Origin of the sequence: Larkinella soli (genome assembly GCF_003703975.1) — a bacterium.
Lineage (GTDB): Bacteria > Bacteroidota > Bacteroidia > Cytophagales > Spirosomataceae > Larkinella > Larkinella soli.
In genome coordinates, this window is sequence record NZ_QTJY01000036.1 from 1 (window position 1) to 18,369 (window position 18,369).

Consider the following 18,369-nt stretch of genomic DNA (forward strand, 5'->3'; position numbering starts at 1 on the left):
CGCATCGTCCTGGAAAGCGACAAACAGGCCGCCCGCCGGGGCCGCCGGGCCGGTTGTGACTACCGCCAGTACCTGTCGCTGATCGGTTATGTGGGCAGCGGCTGCCCCATCAGTATGGTGCGTGCGGCTCAGCTGGGGGGAGCCGGCAGTGTGGGCGGCAGCGGCTCGGCGGGTTCGGGCTACGTCAACGGACCGGTGTTCTTTCCGACGGGCGACGAGAAGATTGCCCTGGCGCGGGGCGTGTGCGGGTCGGTGGACCCGGTCTACCGCTATGAGGGGGTGCAGTCGGAAGTCTGTTCGCCGGGCACGCTGGTGATGCCTACCAAAGCGGGGGGCTATGCCGGCTACGGGGGAGCCGGCAACATCGACGGCTACTACAACTACATGGCCCAGCGCAGTCCGGCCATCACCTTCACGGATCAGGAGAAGCTGGTGATTCAGGAGTACTCGACGGTGCTGCCGTTTCGGATTGTTAGCCTGGTAAGTGCTTCGGGAGGCAGCAAGCCGGACGGCAGCAAGGCGTTTGTGATGTCGGCTGCGGATGTGGCGAAGTATCCCAGGTTAGCTGAGATTGTCAGAAGCCTGCGGGACTATGTCATACGCAATCCGAAAGTGATGTACTCGCTGAAATATTTTTCCGGCTTCAGTGAAAATAAAATCCTCGAGCTGCTGAAGTTTGGGAAAGGACCAACCATCGTGGTGGAAGAAACAGAACGACCCAGGTTTGGACATTTTATTGCAGGGACCCCTAATCTTTACATTACGGCGCGCTGGGTAAGAGGTTTAGAAAAAGCTAATTTGGAAAGCACAAAGCAAGCGACTGCATTTTTATTAGCGGTAACACTCCTACATGAATTTGTGCATTACGGGCGAGACATTAACCAGTTAAGTGAAGTCATTAATGGGAAAGAATATGAGATGGGATCGAGCTTCGAAATAGCAACTTATGGAGTGATCATCAATAAAGTCAATGCCGGCAGTTATAGTTACACTTTTGTTCAAAAATGAGGCACTTAAGCAATGAAAAGCTCTGGACTATTAAACATTGGATTCCTATTCATTTTTCTCGTTTCATGCCGCAATGAGAAACAAAACGAACTTAGTCAACTCAGCAGAATCGATACCAATCAAGTCCTACAAGTTGTCATTACTGCCTTCAAGGCTAATTGGCAGAGAACTTTTGAAGGACAGAATATGCGGATTTTACCTAATAAATTCATTAGACCAGGTACCAAATTACTTATTGAAGGCCGTCCGGTAACGTATCCCCAAGCGGATTCATCGCTGATGGACTCGGTCTTTGCTGAGCCGAAATTCTTTGCTACTATCAACATATTCCGTTTCCCAACTGATAGTACAGCTCATATCGATCTTACCTTTCAAGATACTGGAAAAGGAGGAGAATTTCGACTATTGAAGAAACCGAAGAAGATATGGGTGATCGTTAACCAACAGTTTTATAAAATTTAGCCCAAGGCAGTGGCTAAAAAAGGCCGCTACCTATTTCATTATCTGATGAATCTAGTAGGTTGAATGGCAAGTTAGCCTATTCATTTTTCTGTCGCCGTAAACTCTATTCAAATATAAACAGCATCGTGAGTCTGGTGAGTGCTTCGGGGGCAGCAAGCCGGACGGCAGCAAGGCGTTTGTGATGTCGGCTGCGGATATAGCGAAGTATCCTAGGTTTGCGGAAGTTGTCCGGACCTTACCTTCATTTGTACAAAACAATCCGAAGGTGATGGATGCCCTGGTGAAATGGTCGGGTTTTTCACCGACCAAGATCAGGGAGCTGCTCAAGTTCGGCAAGGGGCCGGTTTTGAAAATCTATGATTTAAGGGCAATCAAAGGACCTAATATATATGGTCACTGTCTTTGCCCGGGTGTACCGGAAACGGCTGTAGAACTAGAGATAGCTTTTGTCAGAGGATTTGAAAAGGCTAACCTCAAGAGCACCCAACAAGCAACTGCTTTTTTATTGGCTGTTACCTTGCTTCATGAATTCGTTCATTGGGGCGCATTTTCAAATGGGATTAAAGAAGTACCTCCTTTGGAATTTGGTGACCAGTTTGAAAAGCAAGTTTTTAAAGTTTTAATTAACAAGAAGAACGCCAGCCAATACAGCTATGATTTTTTACAGGCTAAATAAGATGTCAAGATTAATAAAAAGTTATTTCATATGGCTTTTGTTATTCGGTTGGCTTTTCTCATGTCAAAAAAAGGAAACGGCCAACGGCGAATTATTTTCTAAAAGGGATACAGTCGCAATCATTCAAGTTGCCTTAGAAGAGCCAAAGCTGGATTCAATTTTTCAATTTGCTTTTCCTGGCCAATCATTGAAGCTGGTTAGAAATGAGTTTGTTCAGCAGGATTATGAGTTATTCTTTCATGGAAAGCCAATTGCTATTGTCGATTATGATTCTACAACCAGTGAGATTCGACTGAACTACCCCGGCCGGTTCTTTGGCAATGTATCCGTCTTCCGGAGGCTTCCCAACGGGGAAGTTAAAATCGTCCTTATCTTCCGCGGATCAGGCACCGCAGCCGATTTTATTGCTACCAAACAGGAAGACCGATGGCAGATCACCAAGAGAATCTTTGGAAAGATTTAACCTTCCGTAATATAATGCCCAAACCTGAACAAAGGTATGGGCATTTTTGGGAGTTAGTCAAATAGAACAGCCCACACGTTAATTAAACGATCTGGATGCAAAACCTCCCTATCTTGCTTCTGTGCTTACTCGCCTGGAGGCTTACGAGCTGCCAGCCAACAAAAAACAATCAATCTACAGCGTTAACAAACAGCGATACGACGCAGATCATTCAAACGGTGATTGATGCCTTTAAACCGGACTGGGAGAGAACGTTTGAAGGACAGCCCATGCGGATTTTACCGAATCGGTTTATTAGGCCGGGTATGACCATCAAAATTAATGGTCTGCCAGTAACTTTCTCAGCAATTGATTCCTCTGGAATAGACCGAAGGTTAACGGACCCGAAGTTTTTCGCCACGATCGAGGAATTCGTCTTTCCGACCGATAGCACGGCGTATGTCGATATCAGCTTTCGGGACATTGGAGACGGCGGAGAGTTTCGATTGCTTCGAAAGCGGGGCACAGGCTGGGTGATTATCAAACAACAGCTTTATAAAATTTAATTCAGAGCGGTGACCTTTTTAGGTCACTGCTTATTTAATATCTGATGATTCCAATAGGGCGATTTGTGAGATAACTCATCTTTTCTTTTCCCATTTTGGGAGCAGTATTCAATTATTAACGTACTGCACAAATTTTACAGGAGATGAAAATAAAAAATCAATTGCGTCTACTGGCTCTCCTTACGTCAATAGGCTGTAATCCTGATAATAAAGCAGAGAAGGCTGTTCTTACCAGTGCGGATACGGTAGCCGTTTTACAACAAGTCTTCGATGACGAACAATTGAAGGATAAAATTGCATTCGCCTACAGGAACCACTCATTGCGGTTAGTTATGAGTGAAGTTGTCCGGCCTTCCTATCGGCTCAACGTCAATAATCAACCCGTAGCTATTGTGCCTTATGACTCAACGATCGAACAGGTGAATCGCCAAGAGCCCCCCAGGTCCTATTTTGCCCGCGTTCCAACCTTTAAGCAATTATCCGCCGATAAGGTACAAGTGGTAGTCGTCTTCTGGGGCATCCAACGGACAGCAATCTACCAGGTTCACAAACAGACTTCCGGTTGGAAAATAATTCAGAGAGAATATGGATTTCTTTGATAAGCAGAATATGAAGATTCCGATTCAACTCCTGACCAATTGCATTTTCACCATTGGCTATTTAGGATCGTTTTGCCTCTTTCTGAATTGTCATGGGACATCCAGTTCTTCCAATCAGAATCGGGAGGGATTCATTAAAGCTGATACGGTAGCCTTGCTGCAAACAATGCTTGAAGATAAAGAACTGGACTCTTTGCTGTCTTTTGCCTTTGAAGGCAGACCACTTAAAATTATTCGGAATGAGGTCATTCGGGAGCATTATAGCCTGACTTACGATAACAAACCGGTAGTGTTTACGGACATTGACTCAACCTCCGATGAACTACTGATGTGGGACAAACCCAGGTTCTTTGCGCATGTAGACCGCATCCGGCGATTGGAGCCTAACCAGGCCGAAGTCACCATGAGCTGGAGGGGAATTGGCCTATTATGTCGCTATAAGTTTGTCAAAGATCCAACAGGTGTCTGGCGCATAACCGAGCGGAATACCGGTAAGTTTTAGCGTCTTTTTAGAGGAACATGGACATGAAATTACTAATGGCCAAAATGGCCTTTACAGGATTTATCGTATCGATGTTTCTGGTCCTGGTTGGACTCTATTGGAAGTATTACGAATCCCTGCCGCCCCGAACCGCCCATAAGGTAGCCCGCGCCGTCAGCGACTTACCCATCACCAACGATGCCGAGGTAGAGACATTTGACGAACAATGGATGCCATTTCTCGGAGATGGCACCCTTCAGATCGTATTGCACCTGACTGAGGAGAACTTTAAAGAAGTGGAAAAGGCCTGTCTGAAAGAAGGATATAATAAAAGTGGCCGATCCATTAGAAGCTACCTGCCACTGGGTCACAATCGGCATCGCTATTCTACAGCAAATCTGGTTCACTGTTTCGTTCAGAAAGAGATCCTGGAGGATCCCGGTAATTATGAACTTGTGGTACTAGATCGAAAAAACCACCTTTTAGTAATCGAAATTTCCGTAACCTAACACATGAAAAGGCAATCGTTTCTTTTACCTGTTGCAAGTATTTTCCTATTGGTCTCCTGTGGAAGTCATCCCGGCAAAAGCCGCATAACAACAAGGAAATTTTCTCAAGGAAGGATACGATAGCAGTTATCCGAACGGCTTTGGAAGATCCTAAATTGGATTCAATTTTCCAATTTACTCTTTCCGGCCAATCATTGAAGCTGGTTAGAAATGAGTTTGTTCAGCAGGATTATGAATTATTCCTACATGGAAAGCCAATTGCTATTGTCGATTATGACTCCACAACCAGTGAGATTCGACTGAACTACCCCGGCCGGTTCTTTGGCAATGTATCCGTCTTCCGGAGGCTCCCCAACGGGGAAGTTAAAATCGTCCTTATCTTCCGCGGATCAGGCACCGCAGCCGATTTTATTGCTACCAAACAGGAAGACCGATGGCAGATCACTAAAAGGATCTTTGGTAAAATTTAACCCTTTCATAGGTCTATGCCCACACCTAGGTTGAGAGGTGTGGGCATTTTCAGGAGTTAGTCGAATAAATCAGTCCACACGTTAATTAAACTATCTGGATGCAAATTCGTCCCATCTTGCTTCTGTGCTTACTTGCCTGGGTGTTTACCGGCTGCCAATCAACAAAAAACAATCAATCTGGAGCGGTAATCAACGGCGATACGACCATCGTCCTGCAAACGGTGATTGATGCCTTTAAACCGGACTGGGAGAGAACGTTTGAAGGGCAGCCGATACGGATTTTGCCTAATAAATTTATCAACCCCGGCACAAAGATGGTGATTAATGGTCGCCCGGTAACGTATCCCCAGGCGGATTCCTCCCTGATGGACTCTCTTTTCTCCAAACCGAAGTTTTTTGCTACTATCAACATATTTCGTTTTCCGACCGATAGTACTGCCCATGTCGATTTGACTTTTCTGGATATTGGTCGAGGTGGCGAATTTAAGCTCTTGCGCAAGCCGCAGAAGGGATGGATCATTGTTTGGAGACAGTTCTATATTATATAGATTTTCAGCCGTGTCCTTCACAAGACACGGCTTCTTTTTCCTGTCACATACGCCATTACCAAACAGAATGCAGAGCAGCTTAAATACCGCTTATTTAAGAAAAAATAATTTAATCCATGAGAATAAGCTCTTTTTTATCAATAATTATTTTTGCTGGATCTTCCCTTCTTGCCGCTTGTCGGCAAGAAGGGAAGACTTCAACGAAAACTTCTTCTCCAAAGGGTATTATTGCTGTTTTTACAGACCGTGATACTACCGAAGTCCTTCAGAAAATAATCGATCACTATGCTTTAGATTCCCTCTTAAGTTTTGCTTTTAAGGGGAAGCTATTAAAGATCGTTAAAGGACCGCTTATTCACTCCAAACTCCCTCTTCGAAAATATGGGAGATCTGTCGCTTTTGTAGAGGTTGACTCTACCAGCGATGAACTAATAATAGGAAACCAGCCGAAATTTTTTATGACGGTTGGGAAATTAGATTTTAAATCAAATGGAGAGGTTGAGACGGTAGTTAGATTTAAAGGTATTGGCCTACTCTGCGTCTATAAACTAAATAAGGATGATAAGGGGCACTGGCAGATTACTTATCACCATTTTTATAAAACCTGAACCACAAATTTTGTCTGTATTGGCGAATGTTATTTCCCTGCCTATTCTATTGGTTCCTTTCCTGCCAGGAAAATTACGGACCGATCTTTTGGTAAAATATAGACTCCGCTAAAACAAAAACACCGGCCATCTGGCCGGTGTTTCACTTTTAATTTAAAGCAGAAACTTCAATCGAATCACTTCCTTTTCGCTCAGATACCGCCATTTGCCGCGCGGCAGGTCCTTCTTGTTCAAACCGGCGTAGGTCGTGCGGTCCAGTTTGGTCACCTCGTAGCCGAAGTGTTCGAAAAGCCGGCGGACAATCCGGTTGCGGCCGCTGTGAATTTCAATCCCGACCACCTGCGCGTCCGGCGTTACGACGCCCAGATCGTCCGGCTTGATAAAACCGTCTTCCAGTTCCACCCCGTTCCGGATGGCTTCGAAATGCTCGTCCGTAATCGGCTTGTCGAGTTCGGCCTGGTAAATCTTTCGGATTTCGTTCGACGGATGCGTCAGCTTCTCGGCCAGTTCTCCGTCGTTGGTCAGCAGCAGCAGACCCGTCGTGTTGCGGTCCAGTCGGCCGACCGGATAAATCCGGTACGGTGTCGCTCCGGCCACGAGATCCATCACCGTATGCCGGTCGTTCGGATCTTCGGTCGTGGTGATGTAATCCTTCGGCTTGTTGAGCAGCACATACACCATCTTTTCGGGGTTCAACACCCGGTTGCCGTATTTGACGACGTCCGTCGGCTTTACCTTATACCCCATTTCCGTCACCACCTTGCCGTTGACGCTGACGTCGCCGTTTTCGATCAGCGCATCGGCATCCCGACGGGAACAGATCCCGGCGTTGGCAATGTACCGGTTCAGACGAATCAGGCCGTCGTCGGCTGCGGTATGTTCCTTCTTCACCGGCTTTTTGGCCTTTTTATCCCGCGGCTGGCGCCTTTCGGAAAACTTCTCCTTCATCCGGTCGACATCATACTCCGGCGCCCGCGGCCGGCCTACCCGGCGCTCGCGGCTTTCCTCGACCTTCTGCCGGAAGGCGTCGTCGCGGTCACCGGCTTCCCGGCGATTGCCGCCGAAACGGTCGTCACGCGGTCTTTCGGATCGGGGATCGGGCCGGCTGTCCCGACGGTCGCGGTCAAAACGCCCTTCTCTTTCCTCCCGGCGCGGGCCGCCGTTCCGGAAACGGTCTTCGCGGCCTTCCCGACGGGGGCCCGCTCCCTGGGGCCGGTCGTGGCGGTTGTAGCGATCATCCTCTTCCGCAGGTTTTGGGCGTTCGGGGCGGTCTTCCCATCCGAAGCTTTTCCGGCGCGGCTCGAAAGGCTGTTCGTCTCCGCGGTCGTTCCGGCGAAACGGCCGGCCTTCATCGCGACCACCCTGGGGGCGGTCCGGGCCACGACGGTCGTCCCGGCGTTCGCGGGGAGCGCCGAAGCGCGATTCCGAATCACCCGAACGGCCGTAACGCGGACGGTCGCCGGAACGGTCACCCCGGTCGGAAGAACGGCTGCCGGAGCGCTCATTGAAACGGTCGCCGGAACGATCGCCCCGGTCAGAAAAACGGTCGCCGGAACGGTCGCCGGAACGGTCGCCGGAACGGTCGCCGTAGCTTCGTTCGCTGCCGAAGCGGTTTTCCCGCCGTTCGGGGCGGTCGGACCGGGAGTCGGTAGGACGGTTAAATCGATTATCGTTATCGGAGGACGGACGGCTGCTGCGTCCGCCCCGGTGGTTGTCGCGGTCGAAGCTCCGGCCTTCCTCACGGTTTCCGCGGGGGCGGTCATCGCGCCGTTCGCGAGCGCCTTCAAAGCGGGGCCGGGAGCCGGGTTCGCCCGAACGGCCGGAGCGGCCTTCAGGCCGGTCGTCCCGGCGGGGGCCGCCGTTCCGGTCATCAGAGTTTCCGCGATATACCTTGCTGAAAAAACGGTTGGCCGGTTCTTCCCGGCGCGATTCGTCCGACCTGCCCTCACGGCGGTCGTAAGATTCTTCTCTCTTCTTGCTCATGAAAATTGCAGTATCGCTACTGTTGTGCTGTACTACCTAAGAACGGCATTGATAATCAGCCTTTTTGAGGACACCCCTGGAAATGGGCTGCAAAGTTAGCGTAATTTATCCTAACTTCTGACTTTGTACCGAAATGTAACATAAATTCACCCGAAAACAATTCAATGAGTTGGTGATTTACATTGATCATGGCTTCCACTCATTCTACCCTTAAAACCCGGCAGGACCCATCGGCCGGGCCCGGACCGCTCTGGAAACCCGACCGCCGGCAGATCGAGCAGTCGCAGTTGAAACGGTATCTCGACTGGCTGTTTGTAAAAAAAGGCCTTTATTTCCGGGATTATCATGACCTGTGGGACTGGTCGACCACCGACCTGGAGGATTTCTGGGAAAGCATCTGGCAGTTTTTCGACGTTCAGAGTTACAGTGCCTATGAAGAGGTGGTGGTGAAACCCCCGTCCGGTATGATCGGTACGCGGTGGTTCACGGGCGCCACCCTCAACTATGCCGAACATATTTTCCGCAACCGGACCTACGACCGCCCGGCGCTGCTGTTTCAGTCGGAGAAGCAGACGCTTGAGGAAGTCTCCTGGGCCGAACTCGAACGGCAGGTGGCGGCCGTTGCTCATTTTCTCCGGTCAAAAAACGTCCGGCCCGGCGACCGGGTGGTTTCGGTTCTGCCCAATATTCCGCAGGCCGTCGTCGCCTTCCTGGCCAGCAGCGCCGTGGGGGCGGTCTGGTCCAGCTGTTCACCGGATTTCGGCACGACCAGCATCCTGGACCGTTTCCGGCAGATTCAGCCCAAAGTGCTGTTTGCCGCCGACGGCTATACTTACAACGGCAAACCCATCGACAAAACCGACGCCATGCGGGACCTCCGGCGGGCTCTGCCTACCGTCAAGGAAGTGGTCTGGCTTTCTTACCTTGACCCCGACAGCGAGCTGGAAAATACCGTCCGCTGGAGCGACGTTCTGAACGACGAGGCCGTGGAGCCGCTGGTGTTCGAGCCGGTTCCGTTCGGGCATCCGCTCTGGGTGCTGTATTCGTCCGGGACGACGGGCAAGCCCAAAGCCATCACCCACAGCGTGGGCGGCTGTCTGCTGGAGCATCTGAAAACGCTGAGCCTGCACCAGGACGTCCGGCCCGGCGATCGTTACTTCTGGTATTCGACCACGGGCTGGATGATGTGGAACTTCTCGGTGGCCTCGCTGCTGGTGGGGGCTACGCTGGTGATCTACGACGGCGCGGCCGGCCATCCGAATCTCGAAGTGCTGTGGAATCTGGCCGCCCGGACCGGAGTCAACCACTTCGGCGGTGGGGCGGCTTTCTTTCTGGCCTGTATGCGGGCTGGTCTGAACCTGAGCGGCCGCTCGGGCCTGGAGCAGCTGCGGACCATCGGCTCGACGGGCTCTCCCCTGCCGCCGGAAGGTTTCCGCTGGGTGTACGAAGCCGTCCGGAAAGACGTCTGGCTCATCTCGTTCAGTGGCGGCACCGACATCTGCAGCGGTTTTGTGGGGGGCTGTCCCTTCCTGCCGGTTTACGAGGGCGAGATTCAGTGCCGCCTGCTGGGCTGCAAACTCGAATCGTTCGACGAAGCCGGCCGTCCGGTCCGGAACGAACTCGGGGAGATGGTCATTCTCGAACCCATGCCGTCGATGCCGATTCATTTCTGGAACGACCCGGACGACCAGCGGTACCGATCCAGCTATTTCGAGCAATTTCCGGGCATCTGGAGGCACGGCGACTGGATCAAAATGACGGACCGCGGCTCGGTGATCATCTACGGCCGCTCGGACGCCACCCTCAACCGCGACGGCGTCCGCATCGGTACGAGCGAAATCTACAGCGCGGTGGAAAGCCTGCCCGAAGTGACCGACAGCCTCGTGGTGTGCCTGGACCTGCCCGGCGGCCGATATTTTATGCCCCTCTTCGTGGTGCTGAGCGACGGCCTGACCCTCGACGATGCCCTTACGCAGCGCATCCGGCAGGCCCTGCGGACCCAGTACAGCCCTCGCCATGTCCCGGATGCTATCTACCAGGTGCCGGTGGTGCCCTACACCATCAGCGGGAAGAAAGTCGAGATGCCCGTGAAGAAGATTCTGATGGGCGCGTCACCCGAGCGGGCCGCCAGCCGCGATACGCTTCGCAACCCTGCTGCGCTGGATCCTTATATCGAACTGGCCGACACGCTGAAAGGGGATGTGATGGCCTGATAGCGACATTGCCCTATCTTGTGTAACTTTATTCGCGTTTGGCAAACAATTTGTCCGTATTTTCCTGTTAACACATTATCCGGAACGCTCCTGCCCGGAAGCCGGATCCGGTTCCCCTGAACGTTACGACCTGAAGCATAAAATCAAGAAAGAAGTCTTATGGGAGAGAATGAACGTGAGAGAATTCAGAACGACAAGGCGACCGTTCGGCTGCCGATGTTGCTCGGTATTACGCTGGCGGCCGGTATGTTGATCGGCGCCACGTTTTTTGGGGGAGGAAAGAGTCTGAACAACATCGGTCGGGGGTATTCAAAGTTTAAGGAGGTCCTTCAGCTGATCGAAAACAATTACGTCGATACGGTCAATACCGATGAATTGGTCGACTACTCGATCTCCAAGATGCTGGAAAAACTGGACCCGCATACCACCTACCTGAATCCGCAGGACGCCGTCGCGGCACGGACGCAGCTGGAAGGCGGTTTTGACGGCATCGGGGTTGAATTCAACATCTACAAGGATACGGTTTACGTGGTTACGCCCATCGCCGGCGGCCCCTCCGAAACGGCGGGTCTGATGAGTGGTGACAAAATTATCCGGGTGGACGACACGGAAATGACCGGCAGCAAACTCGACAACGCTCTGGTATTTCAGAAACTCCGCGGCCGAAAGGGCTCCGAAGTAAAACTGGTGGTGATGCGGAAAGGCGAGAAAAAACCGCTGACCTTCACCGTCCTGCGCGACCGGATCCCGACCTTCTCGGTTGATGCCGCTTATATGATCGACGACAAAACCGGCTATATCAAAGTCAACCGGTTCTCGGAAACCACCTACGACGAGTTCAGGAAAGCCCTGGCGTCGCTGAAACAGAAGGGCATGGGCCAACTGGTACTGGACCTGCGGAACAACCCCGGCGGCTACATGGACCGGGCCACGAGCCTGGCCGACGAGTTTATCTCCGGCGACAAACTGCTGGTATATACCGACGGAAAAGACGACCGCTACGACCGTCAGACCAAAGCCCGGATTTCGGGTCAGTTCGAGGAGGGGCCGCTGGTCGTGCTTGTCGACGAGGGGAGCGCTTCCGCTTCGGAAATCGTAGCCGGCGCCCTGCAGGACCACGACCGGGCGCTGATCGTGGGCCGGCGTTCGTTTGGGAAAGGTTTGGTCCAGATGCCGGTCATGCTGACCGACGGCTCGGAGCTGCGGCTGACGATCTCCCGGTATTATACCCCGAGCGGACGGAGCATCCAGAAGCCGTATACCCTGGGCAAGGGCAATGAGGATTACGAAAAGGAACTGGAGGCCCGCGGCAAGCACGGTGAATACTATATCGCCGACAGCATCAGGAACGACCCGAAATACAAGTTCAGAACCTCCGGTGGACGCACCGTCTTCGGGGCCGGCGGAATTACACCCGACATTTTCGTACCCCGGGATACGCTGTTCATGACCAAGTATCTGATTCAGCTGTATAACAAGAACATCGTTCGGGAGATGGCGATGGAATACGCCAACGAGAATGGAAAGCAACTTGAAAAAGAAGGGTTTACCGCCTACAGGAAAAACTTCACGGTGAGCGACGCCATGATGAAACGGCTGACCGACGACGCGACCTCCCAGGGCGTGAAATTCAACGAAGCGGAATACAATCGGTCGAAAAAATACATTCAGACGCAGCTGAAGGCGTATATCGCCCAGTATGTCTGGAAGCGCGGCCACCGCGACGGGCTGAACAACGAGTTCTTCGCCATCATGGCGGATGCGGATGAAACCTACCGCAAAGCCCTGACGCTCTTCGATCAGGCCCGGATGCTGGAAAAAGGCCAGTATACGACCCGTACGAGCAAGCAATAAGAAAGCCTGAACGGCAGGAAACCGCTGCGATGTCCTTAGGGATTCACCGCAGCGGTTTTTCTTTTGCGAAAGATATAGGCAAAGCCCAGCCGGGACCGAAGCACCCCGCTTTCATTGTTGACGTTGACCGTCGGAGCCAGTTCGAAGGCGACCTGAAAGTTCGGCGCCACAGCGAAAGGCGAAATCCGGGTGCCGACATGAAAGGACGCATTTTGAAGAAATTCATTGCCCAGAGCCGCATTGACGGCGCTGAACTCGACGCCCGGTCCGAGATAAATCTGGTAGGTCGGGGCCCGTTTGACGTTGATCAGCGGCACGACGGCGGTATTGAACTGGCCGAGCAGCGTATTGGTCTGTAACCGGAAATCCAGCCAGACCGCCCGTGTCGGGTTCGTGCTGACGGTCAGGAAATAATCCTGCCAGGGATAATAAGCGATGGAAGCCTGACCGAATGCGGAGAAACTGAACAAGGCCACAGGAAGGACGAACCATTTTTTCATTCTTCCTACTTCATCATCCGGCTCAGTTTGCCTGATGCCTGCATGGTATTCATTTTCTTCATCATCTTCCGCATTTCGTCGAACTGCTTCAGGAGGTTGTTCACCTGCTGGATCGAGGTGCCGCTGCCGGTGGCGATCCGTTTTTTACGGCTTCCGTCGATGATGTCGGGCCGTTCGCGCTCCTTCGGCGTCATGGAGCCGATGATGGCTTCGATGGGTTTGAACGAGTCGTTGTCGATATCGAGGTCCTTGATCATTTTGCCCATGCCCGGAATCATGCCGATGAGGTCCTTGATGTTCCCCATCTTCTTGATCTGCTGGAGCTGCGCCTGGAAGTCGTTGAAATCGAACTTGTTCTGACGCATCTTGTTGCTCAGCCGGCGGGCTTCGTCTTCGTCGAAGGCCTGCTGGGCCCGTTCGACGAGCGAGATGACGTCACCCATGCCCAGAATCCGGCTGGCCATCCGGTCGGGGTAGAAGACGTCGAGGGCTTCCATCTTTTCACCGGTGCTGATGAATTTGATGGGTTTACTGACGACGGCCCGGATGGAGAGGGCGGCTCCCCCGCGGGAGTCCCCGTCGAGTTTGGTCAGCACCACCCCGTTGAAGTCCAGCCGGTCGTTGAAGGTTTTGGCGGTATTGACCGCGTCCTGACCGGTCATCGAGTCGACGACGAACAGCGTTTCGGACGGATTAAGTGCTTTTTTGAGGTCCTCGACCTCTTTCATCATCACCTCGTCCACGGCCAGACGGCCGGCGGTATCGACGATGACTACTTTTTTGCCGGTCTTCCGGGCCTGCGAGAGCGCATTTCGGGCAATCTCGACGGCGTTTTTATTTTCGGGCTCGGCATATACTTCCACGCCGATCTGTTCTCCCAGCACCTTCAGCTGGTCGATAGCCGCCGGGCGGTAAATGTCACAGGCGGCCAGCATGACGTTGCGACCCTGTTTTTTGAGGAACGACGCCAGCTTTCCGGAGAAGGTAGTTTTCCCGGAACCCTGCAGACCGGCGATCAGGATGACGGCCGGCTCTCCCTTGAGGTTGATTCCCTCGGCCTCCCCGCCCATCAGCTCGGTCAGTTCCTCCTGCACGATCTTGACGAACAGCTGCCCCGGCTCGACGGCGATGAGGACCTTGCGGTCCAGTGCTTTTTCCTTGACGCGGTCGGTCACTTCCTTTGCGACCTTGAAGTTGACGTCGGCGTCGGTGAGGGCCCGGCGCACTTCCTTGACCGTTGCGGCTACGTTGATTTCGGTAATCCTGCCCTGACCTTTCAGGGTTTTGAACGCCTGATTGAGTTTATCCTGAAGATTTTCAAACATGATTCTGACTTTTTACCCCGACATAACCCTTTTGGTCCGCGTTCGATTCCGCAAAACCGGTCGAATCCGGCTCTGCAGCACCGAAGGCAGGACCGACGGCCGGGAGGGAAACACAAAGTTAATGATTTTAAGGCAGCTTGAAAACGTCCGTCAACTCGGTTCCTGCGCTCAGGCGGGTTATTGCAGAAGCGTATGCCAGCCTTCCCGAAGCCGGTTGACGGCCCGGTGCAGCAGGTTGGCGACCGACTGGTAGTTCAGCCCCATTACCTCGGCAATTTTTTCGTTGGACAGGGCCGCAAAAAACTTGAGGTGAATGGCCTCCCGCTGGCGGTTGGAAAGCGTGCGGAGCAGAGCATGCAGGCGGCTCCGCTGATAGGCCGACAATTCAGTCTGAATCAGTTCGTCCTCCGCATTTTCGGAGATCAGAAAATGGTCGACGGCTTCTTCGTCCAGCGGTTCGCGGCTGCCCTCTCCGGCGGCATTCCGGAAGACTTTCCGGCGAAGGGACTTGAAGAGATAAACCCGTACAAACTCGGTCTGGGCCATATTCCGGTGATAGATCCAGAGTTCGACGAACAGGTCCTGAATGCTGTCCTTCAGCAGGTCCATGTCCCGCGTATACCGCAAACCATACTGATAAAGAGGAGGATAATACCGCCGGATCAGTTCCTCGAAAGCACGCTCCTCGCCCGCCCGGACCCGCTTCCAGAGGAGGGGATCGGGCAGCTGGGTGAGCGGGTTTTCTTCCGACTGCAACCGACGGGAGGGTAACGAGTCTGCCATCGCCATCAAGGATTCAAATGACCTTTTTAACTTATCGGCCAAATTACTGCATTTTTTAAAGAAATTCAGTATTTGTTAACGTATTTAAAGGCAACGGTCGGAAAGAAATTTTCAAAGGAATGGGTATCTGCCTGAAAATCTTTCCTATATACCTGAAAATGAAAAATGCCAGGCAGGCTATGCAGTCTTATCAAGCGTATAAAGCCGGTGATTTTCTGACGGACGATTCGTTCATTGCCTGGGTATGCCACCGGGATGCGGAGGCCACCGGATTCTGGACGAACTGGATGGAGCAGGCGCACTCCAACCGGTCGGAAGCTTTGCTGGCAAAGGATATTCTGGAGGCTTTGGTCAACCAGGAGCCGCCGGTGCGGTCCGAGACGCTCACCCAGGAAACCGCCCAGATTATGCGCCGAGTCCGAAATTCCGGCGCGGAAACCGGTTACCCGGCTTTTCCGATGCGCTTTTCCCGGAGGTGGGCGGCCGGCATCGGGCTGCTGTTCCTGCTGGGGGCCGCCTGGCTGGTATGGGGTGTTCTGGGCATGCCGCCCTCCCTGCTCAGCTTTCTGCCGACGCACCATCCGCCGGATGAGGTCGTCGAGCAGGTCAACCATACTCGTAAACCGGTGAGGGTGGCGCTGCCCGACGGCAGTTCGGTTCTTCTTCAGGCTCACAGCCGCGTCCAGCACCGGGTCGGCTTCGGGCGGGAATACCGGGCGGTAATTCTGACGGGTGACGCCGATTTCGAAATTGCCTCCGACACCGGAAGCCCTTTTCTGCTCTATACCGGAGACATCGTGGCGCGGGCAACCGGAAGCGGTTTTTCGGTGAAAACCGCCCACGCGCAGACGGTCCTGAGCGTCCGGAACGGCCTGGTGACCGTATATACCCGGAAAGAATTCGAAAGAAGACGCAACGACGACACTTCCGTGATGCCGGGGGTGGTGCTGACGCCCAATCAGCAGGTCGTTTACCGGGAAAATCGCGAAACGTTTGAGAAACAACTCGTGGCGAAGCCTGTTCCGCTGACGGGAGAAGCCACTTCCCTGGAGTTCACCGACGCTCCGCTCCCGGCCGTTCTGGCGAAACTCCGGCAAACTTTCGGCATCGACATCGTCTGTGATGAAAAGTTGCTTGAAAAATGCCGCCTGACGGCTTCGCTGACCGGCATTGCCTTTTTTGAGCAATTACGGATCATCTGCGACGACATCGGCGCCTACTACGAAATAACGGACGGAAAGGTAATTCTGACCACGGCGGGATGCCGGGAACCGGGCCGGGTTCAGTGAGCGTGACGAAGCCGGTGGTTGCGGATGTTGATCAGGTGCATAGACATCAGACCGAACGAGGCCGCATATCCAAGGTATTCGAACGTCTCGCTGAAATCTTCCAGAAGAATGGCGACGGCGAACAGGACCAGGAAGCTCCACAGTCCCACCCGGACGGCCGGCGAGGCAAAATGACGGGTGGCAAAATAGACGGCCAGAATATTCACTCCGATGAACACGTAATCCAGGCTCAGGTAACCGACCCGCACCGCATCATCGGCCAGAAAAGAAGACGACACCAGCAAAAAGGGAGTAATCAGGCAGTGAATAACACACAAAACCGATCCGCTGATCCCAATGTAATCGGCCTTTCTGTCAAGAAAATCTGCTTTCATAATAGCCACGCTGCGCAATTGATCCCTGCAAAGTAAAAACAAGCTTAGCTATTCAACAAGATTTTTGCAATAAAGTTGCATTTATTTTTGCAACGTTGTTGCGTCTGCTTAAATTTGCCGCATCAGACACCTGTGTCTTTAGTATTTAACCCCATTAATCAGTAAAAATGAAGGCATTTCAGGCAAAACACCAGGTTTGGATGGTCATGCTGTCGGCCGCGCTGGCCCTGCTGGGCGGCTGCAAAGACAAAGCCGACGAGCCCATTCCGGGCGATGAAAACGAGTTGATTACGACGGTACGGCTGAAATTCACGGAGCAGGGCACCACCACGACCCGGACCTTTGCCTACCGCGACCCGGACGGCGACGGCGGACAGGCTCCCACGACGTTCGACAAAATCACCCTGAGCGCCGGAAAAACCTACGGTCTGACGGTAGAATTGCTGGATGAAAGCAAAAGCCCGGCGGTCAATACCACCGAAGAAATCGACGAGCAGCGGGACGAGCACCTGCTGGTTTATACCGTCACGCCCGCCCCCCTGGGAACCTACACTTACGGCGATAAGGACTCCCGGAATCTGCCCGTCGGCCTGACGGGAACGTTTGCAACCGGCGCGGCCGGCACGGGTAAACTGCGGGTTCAGCTCCGCCACCAGCCGCCCGTCAACGGGACGCCCTCGAAAAACGGGACGGCGTCTCCGGGCAGCGACGACGTCAATATCGAGTTCGACCTGGCGGTGAATTGAGTCATACCCACGCCATACTGACCACCCCGATCAGCATGATCAGCTTGCAGAGCGAACTCAGGTAGGCGAAATCCCGCCGGGTATCGGCCCGCACCAGCCGAAACACCAGCCAGGCGATCGGGATCAGGAGAATGACGAAGATCCAGCCCAGCTGCTGGTTCTGGAGGGAATCCGCAATCAGAAACAGGGAGGTAATAAAGGCAGCGATGATGAGGTAAAGCAACTGCTTGGTTCGGCGGAGGCCCCAGACGATGGGCAGGGTCCGGCAGCCGAACCGGGCGTCGCCCTTCACGTCCTCCATGTCCTTGATGATCTCCCGCACCAGGGAGATAACGAACGAAAACAGGGCATAGATCAGCAGCAGGTCGACCTGCCGGCGGTAATAGACCGCCAGCACGATCAGCGACAGGGCGGTCAGGGACGACACGATGAAATTACCGACGAACGGCTGACGCTTGAACCGGGCCGAGTAGAACCACAGCAGCGTCACCGACAGCACGTCGACCAGAAAGACCCACTTGCTCAGGTAAAAGCCGATGGCGATGCCCACGAAATTCAGGGCCTGGTGGGCTCCCATCGCAATTTGCCGCTTCAGATACCGGCCGATGATGACCCGCTCCGGTTTATTGACGATGTCGATCTTGACGTCGAAATAATCATTGATGATATAGCCCGCAGCCGCAATACAGACGGTGGACAGCGAAAGCAAAAAAAGCCGGGGGTCCAGCAGCAGGCTGGTCCAGCGGTCCCGCGGGCCGATCAGGGCCACACGGGCCAGATACTGCGTTCCGACGATAATCAACAGGTTCTGCACCCGGATCAGCCGCAGGAAACCCAGCACGAAGACGTAAAAAGGAAGCTTCCGGGTCATGGCTGAAAAACAGCGCGATTCAGGGAAACAAAGATACGCTTTCCGGGCCGAATCCGCCGTAC

21 protein-coding genes are annotated in these 18,369 nt (G+C 53.3%); 15 read left to right on the forward strand and 6 right to left on the reverse strand.

Annotated features, from left to right (window positions below):
• The 11 genes from DX909_RS28845 to DX909_RS28895 form a co-directional block, all read left to right on the forward strand.
• On the forward strand, window positions 1–1,008 hold a 1,008-nt coding region (locus DX909_RS28845; protein WP_164851448.1), incomplete at its 5' end, for a hypothetical protein.
• Window positions 1,009–1,020: 12 nt separating this feature from the next.
• Window positions 1,021–1,470 (forward strand): hypothetical protein, encoded by a 450-nt coding sequence (locus tag DX909_RS28850; RefSeq protein ID WP_128548732.1) that lies wholly within the window; start codon window positions 1,021–1,023, stop codon window positions 1,468–1,470.
• A 181-nt stretch (window positions 1,471–1,651) separates the two neighbouring features.
• The gene (locus tag DX909_RS28855) at window positions 1,652–2,146 is read left to right on the forward strand and encodes a hypothetical protein (protein ID WP_128548733.1); all 495 of its coding nucleotides are present in this window, start codon (window positions 1,652–1,654) and stop codon (window positions 2,144–2,146) included.
• A complete protein-coding gene (locus DX909_RS28860; RefSeq protein ID WP_128548734.1) occupies window positions 2,124–2,609 on the forward strand; it encodes a hypothetical protein in 486 nt (161 codons plus the stop codon). The genes DX909_RS28855 and DX909_RS28860 overlap by 23 nt, the downstream gene beginning before the upstream one ends.
• 95 nt (window positions 2,610–2,704) lie before the next feature.
• On the forward strand, window positions 2,705–3,154 hold the full coding sequence (locus tag DX909_RS28865; protein WP_128548735.1) for a hypothetical protein: 450 nt from the start codon (window positions 2,705–2,707) through the stop codon (window positions 3,152–3,154).
• Between the two features lie 143 nt (window positions 3,155–3,297).
• A complete protein-coding gene (locus tag DX909_RS28870) occupies window positions 3,298–3,753 on the forward strand; it encodes a hypothetical protein (RefSeq protein WP_128548736.1) in 456 nt (151 codons plus the stop codon).
• Window positions 3,740–4,255: a hypothetical protein gene (locus tag DX909_RS28875; protein ID WP_128548738.1), complete on the forward strand. Its 516-nt coding sequence runs from the start codon at window positions 3,740–3,742 to the stop codon at window positions 4,253–4,255. The genes DX909_RS28870 and DX909_RS28875 overlap by 14 nt, the downstream gene beginning before the upstream one ends.
• A 23-nt stretch (window positions 4,256–4,278) precedes the next feature.
• Window positions 4,279–4,743 (forward strand): hypothetical protein, encoded by a 465-nt coding sequence (locus DX909_RS28880; RefSeq protein WP_128548740.1) that lies wholly within the window; start codon window positions 4,279–4,281, stop codon window positions 4,741–4,743.
• Window positions 4,744–4,883: 140 nt separating this feature from the next.
• On the forward strand, window positions 4,884–5,213 hold the full coding sequence (locus tag DX909_RS28885; RefSeq protein ID WP_128548742.1) for a hypothetical protein: 330 nt from the start codon (window positions 4,884–4,886) through the stop codon (window positions 5,211–5,213).
• Between the two features lie 98 nt (window positions 5,214–5,311).
• On the forward strand, window positions 5,312–5,761 hold the full coding sequence (locus tag DX909_RS28890) for a hypothetical protein (RefSeq protein WP_128548744.1): 450 nt from the start codon (window positions 5,312–5,314) through the stop codon (window positions 5,759–5,761).
• Window positions 5,762–5,877: 116 nt separating this feature from the next.
• On the forward strand, window positions 5,878–6,369 hold the full coding sequence (locus tag DX909_RS28895; protein WP_128548746.1) for a hypothetical protein: 492 nt from the start codon (window positions 5,878–5,880) through the stop codon (window positions 6,367–6,369).
• Window positions 6,370–6,522: 153 nt separating this feature from the next.
• On the opposite strand, the gene DX909_RS28900 is transcribed toward DX909_RS28895, so the two are convergent.
• On the reverse strand, window positions 6,523–8,352 hold the full coding sequence (locus DX909_RS28900; RefSeq protein WP_128548748.1) for a pseudouridine synthase: 1,830 nt from the start codon (window positions 8,350–8,352) through the stop codon (window positions 6,523–6,525).
• Window positions 8,353–8,540: 188 nt separating this feature from the next.
• On the opposite strand from DX909_RS28900, the gene DX909_RS28905 reads away from it, so the two are divergent.
• Window positions 8,541–10,565, forward strand: a complete 2,025-nt coding sequence (locus tag DX909_RS28905) for an acetoacetate--CoA ligase (protein WP_128548750.1) — start codon at window positions 8,541–8,543, stop codon at window positions 10,563–10,565.
• A 159-nt stretch (window positions 10,566–10,724) separates the two neighbouring features.
• Complete coding sequence (locus DX909_RS28910) at window positions 10,725–12,419, forward strand: S41 family peptidase (RefSeq protein WP_128548752.1); 1,695 nt, start codon at window positions 10,725–10,727, stop codon at window positions 12,417–12,419.
• Window positions 12,420–12,454: 35 nt separating this feature from the next.
• On the opposite strand, the gene DX909_RS28915 is transcribed toward DX909_RS28910, so the two are convergent.
• From DX909_RS28915 to DX909_RS28925, 3 genes are all read right to left on the reverse strand, one after another.
• The gene (locus DX909_RS28915; RefSeq protein ID WP_128548754.1) at window positions 12,455–12,919 is read right to left on the reverse strand and encodes a hypothetical protein; all 465 of its coding nucleotides are present in this window, start codon (window positions 12,917–12,919) and stop codon (window positions 12,455–12,457) included.
• 5 nt (window positions 12,920–12,924) lie between these two features.
• A complete protein-coding gene (gene ffh / locus DX909_RS28920) occupies window positions 12,925–14,244 on the reverse strand; it encodes a signal recognition particle protein (protein ID WP_128548756.1) in 1,320 nt (439 codons plus the stop codon).
• 177 nt (window positions 14,245–14,421) lie between these two features.
• Window positions 14,422–15,027, reverse strand: coding sequence for an RNA polymerase sigma factor (locus DX909_RS28925; RefSeq protein ID WP_128548758.1), 606 nt, complete (start codon window positions 15,025–15,027; stop codon window positions 14,422–14,424).
• Window positions 15,028–15,206: 179 nt separating this feature from the next.
• On the opposite strand from DX909_RS28925, the gene DX909_RS28930 reads away from it, so the two are divergent.
• A complete protein-coding gene (locus tag DX909_RS28930; protein ID WP_164851450.1) occupies window positions 15,207–16,316 on the forward strand; it encodes a FecR family protein in 1,110 nt (369 codons plus the stop codon).
• Here the strand turns inward: DX909_RS28930 and DX909_RS28935 are convergent.
• Window positions 16,310–16,690: a MerC domain-containing protein gene (locus DX909_RS28935; protein ID WP_128548762.1), complete on the reverse strand. Its 381-nt coding sequence runs from the start codon at window positions 16,688–16,690 to the stop codon at window positions 16,310–16,312. The genes DX909_RS28930 and DX909_RS28935 overlap by 7 nt on opposite strands.
• 167 nt (window positions 16,691–16,857) lie before the next feature.
• On the opposite strand from DX909_RS28935, the gene DX909_RS28940 reads away from it, so the two are divergent.
• Entirely contained in the window at window positions 16,858–17,436 is a 579-nt protein-coding gene (locus DX909_RS28940; RefSeq protein ID WP_128548764.1) for a hypothetical protein, read from the forward strand.
• 1 nt (window position 17,437) lies between these two features.
• On the opposite strand, the gene DX909_RS28945 is transcribed toward DX909_RS28940, so the two are convergent.
• Window positions 17,438–18,307: a geranylgeranylglycerol-phosphate geranylgeranyltransferase gene (locus DX909_RS28945; protein WP_128548766.1), complete on the reverse strand. Its 870-nt coding sequence runs from the start codon at window positions 18,305–18,307 to the stop codon at window positions 17,438–17,440.
• Window positions 18,308–18,369 lie beyond the last annotated feature (62 nt).